This is a genomic window from Parafrankia sp. BMG5.11 (assembly GCF_004337455.1).
In genome coordinates this window covers 1-9048 of the sequence record NZ_SJXI01000179.1, presented here as the reverse complement: position 1 = coordinate 9048, position 9048 = coordinate 1, and the positions used below count along the sequence as shown (strand labels likewise).

Genomic DNA, 9048 nt, shown 5'->3' with positions numbered 1-9048 from the left:
TCACTTAAAGCATGGCCATTGGCCCGTAGGCCTGCTGCGCGAGGACCGCCGGATCGGCGCGCCCCGGGCCGCCGGCCTGCTCGTCTGCCGTGGCGACCCAGACCCAGCCGGGGCTGCCGGCCGGGTTGCCGGTGTCGTCCGCGGCAAGTCCGCTGGGAAAGCAGTGGCGGGCACCTCTGAAACCTGACAACTTCGCACCATGCCCGACATCGACGTGTGGCCCCGTTCAGTGGACGATCTACGTCGGCTGGAGGCGGCGGATGCGCTTCCGAAGCTCCTGTTCTTCTGGGGTCACCGACCACCGCCGGGCGGCGGCGTCGGGAAGGGCTGTCTCAGCCAGTGGTGGCCGGTCAGTTTCACCGTCGGTGACACCGACTATCGCAGCGCCGAGCATTTCATGATGGAGCAGAAGGCCCGGCTGTTCGGCGACGACGCGGCTGCCGAACGGGTACTCGCCGCCGCGAGTCCAGGTGAGGCGAAGGCGCTGGGCCGCCGGGTCCGCGACTTCGACGAGGAGATCTGGGCCCGTGGCCGCTACGACATCGTCGTGCGCGGCAACAGCGCGAAGTTCAGCCAGCATCCCGCGCTGCGGGAGTATCTCGTCGGTACCGGCCGGCGGACGTTGGTCGAGGCGAGCCCGGTCGACCGCGTCTGGGGGATCGGCGTGGCGGCCGATGACGAGCGGGCGGGCCGCCCGAGCACCTGGCCCGGTCTGAACCTGCTCGGTTTCGCACTCATGGAGGTGCGCGCCCTGCTGTCGGCAGCACCCGGGCGTTGACCCGCGACCAGGCCGTCGCGCTGTTCCGTCCCGACGTCGCGATGGTGATTCGCATGCTTTGAGGAGGCGTTCCTGTGGCCGCGATGGTGGGGAAGCGGCTGCGGCGGTGGCTGCACCGCGCTGTCGTCGCCTTCGACGAAGGTGGCGAGCGTGATGACCTGCCAGAGCCTGCGACGCCCGGGCGTGGGCACCGGTCCACCCCGCCCGGACGGCGAAACACCAGCCCGCCGCGTGCCGGCGGGAAACCGGCCCCTGCCGGTCCAGCGGCTCATGCCCGTCCGGCGGACGGTGTCGGCTCGGGTTCCCCGGCACGCTCGGGTTCTCCAGTCGAGTCGAATGCCTGTTCCGGTGGACTTTCCGTGGGTGTGCGGGCCGTCAGCCGGTCGATCTGCCGAAGGCGTGAGGATCGGCCGGGCGGAAAAGTGTGCTGCCGGTGGAATTGGCTACTCCGCCCGTATAAACCGCGTCGTAGGCGGAGAAGTCCTCGTCGTAGTTCGTCAGCGCCGTTATCCGAAAAGGTTGCCCGTTGTTGTCGATCACCTTGGTTGTCGACTGGCCGGCCGTCGCGATTTTTAGCTGGATTGTGAACTCGCAGTACTGGCGCAATGTCCGGGGAAAGATGGTGACTGCCTGATTCTCGCCGGGACGCAGCGAGATGGTGTACGAGTTGAAGTAGTTTCCGACGAAATTGTCGTGATCGTCGAGGATCTGCGCGGTGCTGCTCTGACTGTCCAGGTCGAAGCCCAGGCGGATGCTCGGGTCCGAACCGGCGGGCGGCGAGTAGAACAGGGTTCCCGTCGCCGGTTCACGGCAGTTTCGGACAACCTCCATACTCGTGATCACCACCTCGTCATCGGCGGTTCCTCGAAGTACCATGCGGATGGTCGCAGCGCGGCCGTCCAATGCCGCACCTTTCTTGAGGAACCAGTCGAAGTACCCCTGCGTGTCGCGCATCTTTTCCACCTCGACCGCGTCCACAGAGGTGAATCGGATGGGGCCAGGGACAACGAATATCTCCGACCCGTCCATCGAGAACGTCACGGAGTCGACGGCTACCGGGTCAGTCGTGGTGGGCTGTGATCCCGCCATCGGAACGAGAATCAGCATGAGCACAAGCAGGCCTGCGCCGCCCCCGAGGGCGAACAGCAGGCGCGCCCGGCGGTTTCGCCTACCGCGTCCGAGGGTGGTGTCACGCCTGTCGGGCGGACTGATGAAAGCGGAGTTCTCCGGATATACTTTTCCGGCCTCGGTCAGGATACGCCGCCGGCCGTCCACCAGCACGCCGGCCTCGAGCAAGCGGCTGATTTCCATCCAGAACTCGACGGGGGTGCTTGCCTGCCAGGGCTGTCGTGCCGTCTCCAGGCCGGCGGCCTTGAGGATGATAATAACCTGTTGTTGCTGAGGGAAAGCGGTGGAGAGTGCGGCGATCTCCTCGACCGATAATGCTTCGGAGGTCACTTCGTGACTCCACTGAATTTTGACGCCGCACGCAACTGAGCACGCCCCCCGACACGCTGGACAGTCCTGGCAGCATACCGCACTCCACGTCCTTGACCGCCGCGGCCGCGGCCGCGGCCGCTTACCAGGTCAGCAGGGCGAGCCCGTCCTGATCCTGCATTCGATCTCCTCCCGGTCGTCGAGATCCTGGTGCATGTCATCCAGCTCCAGGCCGGCGAGGAAGAGTGCGACGACCAGGAAGGCGCAGAACAGGAGCAGGAGCGCGGCAGCGGCCACAGAAACCATCCGGCCGTTTGACACGGTCTTGGCTGACATCGGATTTTCGGGCTTCGCCGCAAAGTAGATCACGGGCACCGTGGAACCCACTGCGAAGTCCCCGGGCATCACTTCCTTACGTTCCGCCCCACCGGCGTCCAGGAATCTGACCCGCACTCGATTACTGGCCGCCATCGTGCACGGCTTCGCAGACCACAACGGGTCACCGGGCGTCCGCGAACTCGACGGCATCCGCCCCGCCCGGCAGATCGACTTCCGCGGCGCCACCTGGCTACGGCGGTTCGCCGCACCTTCGGTGAGAGTGTGCGGTTCGATGAAGGAGACTCGCATCGTCGCGTAGATCGGACCGCCGGTGGTGGGCTCCTGGCAGGACGCCGCGCTGGTCGCGGTCGACCTGGAAGGCAGCGGCGCGCAGGACCGCGACCGGGAAGCCATCCTGGAAATCGCGACCATCCCCCTGACCGCCGGCGTCGTGCAGGTCGCAGAGGGCTACCACACGATGATCAATCCCGGGCGGAGCATCCCACGCCGGCCCTGGATCTCCCCGGGGCTCACGAACGACGCGCTGTCCGGGGCGCCTGCGCTCAGCAGCGTCGAACCAGAGCTCTCCGCCCGTCTGAACAGCCGGATTCTCGTCGGCCACAACATCGCCGTCGACTGGCGGCTCCTCCAGCGGCGCTGCCCGACCCTCCGCCCCACCGGGCTGATCGACACCCTGCGACTGGCTCGCCAGCTGGACACCGAGAGGGCAGGCCTTTCGCTCACCGCGCTTCTCGACCGTCACACGCTCACCCGGCGGGTGAGCGAGCTGGCGCCAGGAGGGCAACCACATCGCGCGCTGTGGGATGCGGTCGGGGCCGGTCTACTCCTGGCGTGCCTTGCCGAGCAGATCCACGGCGCACGGCCGGTTTCGCTCCGCGAGCTTCAGCGCCTCGCGGCAATCCCGCTCGCCACGCTCACCCCGATCCGACCGGGCGGCGAACAGACCGAGCTGTTCCCCCGTGCCACCGCTGACGGCAGCCCGCAGGTCCGTCTGCGCCGGCCACCGCGACCTTCCCGGAACTCCCACGCGTGGAGGTGACCAGCTGGCGGGCCCACGCCCGCACCCTGGCGGACCAGGTCACCCATCCCGGCTCCCGCTGGCACCAGGCGCTCGTCGACACACCGCGGCACCGGTTCGTGCCCGCCTGGTGGGACGACAGCGACGGGCCGTGGGTGCTGCGCCGCGGTCAGCTCGCCGGCGCCTACGCGGACCGGTCGCTGGTCACCCGGGTCGGCCCGCTGCACGCCGACCTCGCCGAGGACGACGACCACCCGCGGGGCCGACCGACCTCGTCGTCGACCGCGCCGAGCCTGGCCGTGACGATGTACCGCTACGGGCATCTGTCCAGGGGCCTGGACATCGCCGACGTCGGCACCGGGTCGGGATATGGGGCGGCCCTGCTCGCCCGCCGCTACGGGTCCCGGCACGTCACCACCCTGGACGTCGACCCGTACCTGGTGTCCGCCGCCGCCGGCCGGCTGGCCGCCCTCGACCTGTGCCCGACGGCGCTGACCGTGGACGCCACCGGCCCGCTGCCCGGCACCTACGACCGGATCGTCTCCATGGTCGCGGTTCCCAGCATCCCGCCGAGCTGGCTGGCCGCGTTGCGTCCCGGCGGCCGGCTGGTCACCACTATCCGCGGCACGTGGATCATCCTCACCGCGACGAGAACCCCCGACGGGGTGTTCGGGCAGGTAGAGCGGGACTGGGCCGGTTTCATGGATGTTCGCAGCGGCCCTGACTACCCTCCGGCCGCCGCCGTGGACTTCGACGGGGTCGCCGAGCGGGACGGCGAACAGGTGGGCGTCGGCCGGTACCCGGTGCTGAATGTCGCCGACGCCTGGGAGTTGTCCACCATGCTCCACCTGGCCATCCCGGGTATCGAGCACCGCTATCGCCGCGGGTCCGACGGCCGGCACACCGCGCTCATGTCCCACCCTGACGGGTCATGGGCGCGGGGAACCGCGATCGGTACCGATCCACCGACGGTGCACCAGGGCGGGCCCCGCCGGCTGTGGGACGCGCTCGACGCCGTCCGGGACGACTGGCTCCGCCTCGGATGGGCCCCGTTCCTCGGCGCCCGGGCGATGATCCGCGACGACGGCACTGTCAAGCTCCTCCGCGGCGACTGGCGGGCAACCATCCACGCCGTCCCGACGCCCTAGGAACGAGACGGAGGCCCGGCCGTCCAGCGCGGCGCGCCTGGCCTCCGCTGGCATCGCAGGATGTTCCGCCGCCCGGGCGTGGGATCGGTACCCACGCCCGGGCGGCGAAGGACATGCCCGCCGTGCGCTCAGCCGATGAGGACCGTGGTGATGTCCATCTGGTGGACGGCCGTCGACGTGCAGGCTGTGGCGACCGCCGGCGGGTCAAGCGACAGCGAGTGCATCGACCCCGGCGGGTTGACCTTCAGGGCCCGGACGGGCGCGGTCTCCCCCGGTTGGGCACAGCCCACCTGCAGGCCAGGCTGCACGGTGTGCAGGACTGCGCGTGCGGATTCGCCCGGCTTCAGGAACACGACCGGGCCGGTCGGGCCGGTGTGGGCGGCCGGGGCGCCGACCTGCTGGCCGTCGTCGCCGACGAAGGACACCTGGGGGAATCCCTGCAGCCAGCAGGCCGCCGGCCCGGTGTTGGTCAGGACGAGCTGCTGGAAGATGTTGCCCGCGCCGGGGTCCGGGCGGGTCGAGCTCAGTGTCAGCGACGAGCCCGGACACATCCCGGACGGACCAGCGGCACCGCCCGACCACATGCCGCCGGACGACATGCCCGCCGGGGGACCGCCCGCCACGGCGCTGGCACCGTCTCCCACGGCCAGCCCGATGAAACCGGCGGCGGTCAGCGCGGCGCTGGCGAGCAGCAACGCCTCCCGGGAACGAGCCGCGTGCCGGCGGGAAACCGGCCGGGAAACCGGCTCAGGCCGGCCCAGCGGCTCTTGCCGGTCCAACGGTCCGGGCCCGTCCGACGACCGGTGCCAACTCACCTGCCCCAGCACGCTCGAGTGTCCCGGTCGAGTCGAACGCCTGCTCCTGGTCGGCTTTCCGTGGGTGTGCGGCTCGTTCACGGCGACCTCCCCAGTCCGGCGCCCGGATAGGCACGACGCCGGAATGCTCATGCGGTGCCTGATACGCATCCAGTTGCGGAGCCTCGGTGAGATTTCTCTGCTGGGCGCGGCACCGCATCCAGCAACGGTGTCCCGCCTTTGTCGACCGCCTTCCTTCCCCGGTAACGGTGCGTGACACCCAGGGTGCGGGCTGGTCCGGCGGGCGGGAACCCGGCTGGTCCGATCGGGCGGTGCCGGGTAGGGCGCAGGTCACTCCCGGATGGGTCCCGTCAAAGCACTCCCCGCCCGCATCTCCTGGACCCCTGCAAAACTGGCGGAATGGAGACCGAACGATTCGAGGTACGGCGGCAGATCGCCGCATCGCCGGAGAGAATCTTCGCGGTGCTGTGCGATCCGCACGGGCACGTCACGATCGACAGCTCCGGGATGCTCCAGTCCGCGCAGGGCGATCCGGTCACCGGGATCGACGACGAGTTCGTCGTCCACATGGACCGGGAGTCCCTGAACGACTTCCCGCTGGGGAAGTACGACGTCACCGTCGTGATCACCGGGTTCGTTCCGAACACCGAGATCGAGTGGACGATCACCGTCAAGGACTGGCCGCCTATCGGGCACCGGTACGGCTACCGTCTCGAAACGAGCGAGGGTGGCACGCTGGTGACGTCGTACTACGACTGGAGCGCGATCGGTGACGAGTACCGGGAAGGTGTCTTCCCGGTCATCCCGGAGGCCGGCCTGCGGGCCACCCTGGGGATCCTCGCCCGCACGGTCGAACGGCCGCGGTAGCCCGAGTCGTCGATGACGTTGCGGAACCGGGTTCGGGGCAGCCTGTTCGGTGGAGCTCTGGGGCGGCGCTCGGCGCGGGGCTGGCAGGAATGTCGTGGGCCCAGATCAAGCACCGGTTCGGGCCGGGCGGCGTGACCGGGCCGACCGGCGCCTACGGCGTGCACCTGCCGATGACGACGAACACCCAGCTCGCGCTGTTCACCGCCGAGGGGATGCTGCGGGCGAGCGTCCGTTTCCGCAGCAAGGGGATCTGCCATCCGCCCGGGGTCGTCTGGTACGCCTACCAGCGATGGTTGGCGACCCAGCGCCGTGCCGCCCCGCCGCGCGCCGGCGACACCGGTGCCGGAACCGGAGCCGGGGAGCACGGCTTCGTCCTCACCGGCTGGCTGATCACCCAGCCGGTGCTCTACGCCCGCCGGTTCCCGGGGCAGGCCACGCTCACCGGTCTGTCCCTGCCGAAACCGCCGGCGGCGGAACAGCGGGTCAACCCGACGAGCAAGGGCTGCGGTGCGCTCACCCGCTCGGCGCCGTTCGGCCTGTTCTGCGACAGCCCGGCGACCGCCTGGACCTTCGCCGCCGAGTGCGCCGCGTTCACCCACGGTCATCCAGTCGGCGTGCTGTCGGCCGCCGCCTTCGCCTGGATCGTCGCGGAGGTGACGTACCACGGCCGGACCGTCGTCGCCGCCACCGAATCCGCCCTCGGACGGCTCGCCGACGAGGATGGCGCGGAACCGGTCTGTCTGGCGTTGCGGGCGGCGCTCGACGCGGCGACGGCCGGGCCCGCTGGCCGGGGAACGCGTGGCCGGGCTGGGCCGGGGGACGACCGCGGAGCGGGCACTGGCCATCGCCGTGTACTGCGCCGCGGTGCCGGCCGATCCGCGCGCCGCCCTCCTGGCCAGCGTCAACCACTCCGGTGACAGCGACTCCACCGGCATGGTCTGCGGGAACCTGCTGGGCGCGGTGTACGGCGAGAACGTCCTGCCCGGCGACTGGCTCACCGCCCTGGAGGGCGCGGATCTGATCGGCGAGCTCGCCGACGACGTCGTCCGTGAGCTGCTCGACCCGCCTACGGAGCCCGAAGCGTGGGGTGGCGCCACCCTGGCGTGGTTCGACCGTTACCCCGGTGGCTGAGAGCCACCCCGGTCTGAGCTACCCCGGTGGCTGAGCGCCGGCGGTGTCGACCGGCCCGGCCAGGTCCGGGGTGATCTCGTCCGGGCTTCGGGCACCGACGAGGGTCATGGCGTGCCGCAGCTCGGCGGTGACGGTGCTCAGCAGCCGTTGCACGTTGTCAGCCCCGCCCGTGGCCAGCGCCCACAGGACGGGCCGGCCGAGCAGGACCGCGCGGGCCCCGAGGGCGAGGGCGAGGGCGGCCAGCACGTGGACGCCGCTGCGCAGACCGCCGTCGACGTAGGTCTCGGCGCCGGTGCCCGCCAGGGCGCGGGCGATGCCGGGAAGGGCGGTGGCCGTGGGGACGGCGACGTCCCCCGGTACGGCCGTCGGTAGCAGGCGGCCGCCGTACCAGGGCGCGTCGGAACCGGGGCCGGGATGGGGCCGGTCGCCGACGACCGGGGTGTCGACGGTGAGCACGAGGGCGGCCGCGCCGGCGGCTTCGGCCCGGGCCACGAGGTCCCGGGTGAGGCCGCGGTCGCGCAGCACGTAGACCTGCGCCCACCACGGCGCGCCGGTGTCGCGTATCTCGGTGTAGGGCTGGTTGGTCAGGCAGGAGACGCAGACCAGGGATCCCGCCTTCGCGGCGCCGAACGCGGTGGCGACGGCGCCACCGGGCGCCACCACGTGCTGCGCGGCGGTCGGGGCGACCAGGACCGGGGTGTCGACGGGGGTGCCGAGCACGGTCGTGGCGGTGCGCACGCTGGTGACGTCGCGCAGGACCCGTGGGTGCAGCCGCAGCGCGTCCCAGGCCGGGGTCGCCTCGTGTAACGCGTGGTGGGTGCCGGCGCCCTGCCGGAAGTAGTCGTACACCTCGCGGGGCAGGGCCGCGGCGGCCTGTTCCGCAAGCTCGTCCACCCACCGGGTCGCTGCCCGGCTCCGGAGGCGAGAGCGCGGGCCCGGCCGGCGTGATCGCATTCCTGGTCCACGCCAGCTCCCCCACGCCCGTGTCGGCAGCCCGGACGCTGCGGCCCGCGCGCGGCAGACCCCCACCGTCGCACCGACCACATTGTTCGTATTTGACGGATCGGAAGCAAGCCGCGGGACGTCGGGCGCCGGTAGGACGACGCTGACCGACCTACTTCCGGCCGGCGGCTGCGGTGGCCCGGGGTGCGGCCGGCGTCAGGGCAGGAACACCGGGCCGCCGTGGGCCCGGTTGCGCATCGTGGCGTCGGAAGAGGAAGTACGCCGCGAGATCCTCCGCCGAACCGGCACCCTGCTCGTCCACGGCACCCTCCTGCCTGTCGTCGTCCGCATCCCATCAGAGGCGCGGAGGGTGACACAATGCTCACGGCGCGCCGGGCTGGCGACAGGTCAGGGCGGCCGGCCAGCGACCCGGTCGCGGCACGACAGCCGGCTGTCGAGGATGGCGGGGCGCGCGGTCGGGTGGTCGGGTTCGTCAGTGGCCTGGCCGGGCGGCTGCAAGTCCGAGCAGTTCCGGGACCGGCTGGTCGCCGTCGTCTTCCGCGGTCTTTTCGA

Annotated in this window: 13 protein-coding genes; 9 read left to right on the top strand and 4 right to left on the bottom strand. The window is 71.0% G+C overall.

What is annotated here, in order from left to right; genetic code table 11:
- On the top strand, window positions 1–187 hold a 187-nt coding region (locus E0504_RS51810; protein WP_207974742.1), incomplete at its 5' end, for a hypothetical protein.
- A gap of 12 nt (window positions 188–199) precedes the next feature.
- Window positions 200–778, top strand: a complete 579-nt coding sequence (locus E0504_RS49385) for an NADAR family protein (RefSeq protein ID WP_112108580.1) — start codon at window positions 200–202, stop codon at window positions 776–778.
- 375 nt (window positions 779–1153) lie between these two features.
- On the opposite strand, the gene E0504_RS49380 is transcribed toward E0504_RS49385, so the two are convergent.
- Window positions 1154–2236: an effector-associated domain EAD1-containing protein gene (locus E0504_RS49380; protein WP_112108581.1), complete on the bottom strand. Its 1083-nt coding sequence runs from the start codon at window positions 2234–2236 to the stop codon at window positions 1154–1156.
- Between the two features lie 129 nt (window positions 2237–2365).
- The gene (locus E0504_RS49375) at window positions 2366–2590 is read right to left on the bottom strand and encodes a hypothetical protein (RefSeq protein ID WP_131628060.1); all 225 of its coding nucleotides are present in this window, start codon (window positions 2588–2590) and stop codon (window positions 2366–2368) included.
- Window positions 2591–2687: 97 nt separating this feature from the next.
- On the opposite strand from E0504_RS49375, the gene E0504_RS51090 reads away from it, so the two are divergent.
- From E0504_RS51090 to E0504_RS49365, 3 genes are read left to right on the top strand one after another with little or no spacing between them, the layout of a single operon-like run.
- On the top strand, window positions 2688–2852 hold the full coding sequence (locus tag E0504_RS51090) for a hypothetical protein (protein WP_160144348.1): 165 nt from the start codon (window positions 2688–2690) through the stop codon (window positions 2850–2852).
- Window positions 2853–2864: 12 nt separating this feature from the next.
- Entirely contained in the window at window positions 2865–3593 is a 729-nt protein-coding gene (locus E0504_RS49370; protein ID WP_131628058.1) for a 3'-5' exonuclease, read from the top strand.
- Window positions 3590–4720 carry a methyltransferase domain-containing protein gene (locus E0504_RS49365; protein ID WP_112108588.1) on the top strand — a complete coding sequence of 377 codons (1131 nt, stop codon included), beginning with the start codon at window positions 3590–3592 and terminating at the stop codon, window positions 4718–4720. Before E0504_RS49370 ends, E0504_RS49365 begins: the two co-directional genes overlap by 4 nt.
- 128 nt (window positions 4721–4848) lie before the next feature.
- On the opposite strand, the gene E0504_RS49360 is transcribed toward E0504_RS49365, so the two are convergent.
- Window positions 4849–5499, bottom strand: a complete 651-nt coding sequence (locus tag E0504_RS49360) for a DUF4232 domain-containing protein (RefSeq protein WP_243658004.1) — start codon at window positions 5497–5499, stop codon at window positions 4849–4851.
- A gap of 435 nt (window positions 5500–5934) precedes the next feature.
- Between E0504_RS49360 and E0504_RS49355 the strand changes: the two genes are divergently transcribed.
- The 3 genes from E0504_RS49355 to E0504_RS53945 all read left to right on the top strand — a co-directional run bounded on the left by E0504_RS49355 (window position 5935) and on the right by E0504_RS53945 (window position 7533).
- Window positions 5935–6402, top strand: a complete 468-nt coding sequence (locus E0504_RS49355; protein WP_112108585.1) for an SRPBCC family protein — start codon at window positions 5935–5937, stop codon at window positions 6400–6402.
- A gap of 89 nt (window positions 6403–6491) precedes the next feature.
- The gene (locus E0504_RS49350; protein WP_306769453.1) at window positions 6492–7319 is read left to right on the top strand and encodes an ADP-ribosylglycohydrolase family protein; all 828 of its coding nucleotides are present in this window, start codon (window positions 6492–6494) and stop codon (window positions 7317–7319) included.
- Window positions 7201–7533, top strand: coding sequence for an ADP-ribosylglycohydrolase family protein (locus E0504_RS53945; RefSeq protein ID WP_255565757.1), 333 nt, complete (start codon window positions 7201–7203; stop codon window positions 7531–7533). The genes E0504_RS49350 and E0504_RS53945 overlap by 119 nt, the downstream gene beginning before the upstream one ends.
- Window positions 7534–7551: 18 nt before the next feature.
- Here E0504_RS53945 and E0504_RS49345 read toward each other — a convergent pair whose 3' ends face one another.
- On the bottom strand, window positions 7552–8427 hold the full coding sequence (locus tag E0504_RS49345) for an alpha-hydroxy-acid oxidizing protein (protein WP_243658003.1): 876 nt from the start codon (window positions 8425–8427) through the stop codon (window positions 7552–7554).
- A 307-nt stretch (window positions 8428–8734) separates the two neighbouring features.
- Between E0504_RS49345 and E0504_RS51805 the strand changes: the two genes are divergently transcribed.
- The coding region (locus E0504_RS51805; protein ID WP_207974741.1) for a hypothetical protein at window positions 8735–9048 on the top strand (314 nt) is incomplete at its 3' end.

What these genes read in the sequence shown, in the direction of transcription:
- E0504_RS49385 (WP_112108580.1), top strand. Translation starts at nt 200, where the DNA reads ATGCCCGACATCGACGTGTGGCCCCGTTCAGTGGACGATCTACGTCGG.
- E0504_RS49355 (WP_112108585.1), top strand. Translation starts at nt 5,935, where the DNA reads ATGGAGACCGAACGATTCGAGGTACGGCGGCAGATCGCCGCATCGCCG.
- E0504_RS49350 (WP_306769453.1), top strand. Translation starts at nt 6,492, where the DNA reads ATGTCGTGGGCCCAGATCAAGCACCGGTTCGGGCCGGGCGGCGTGACC.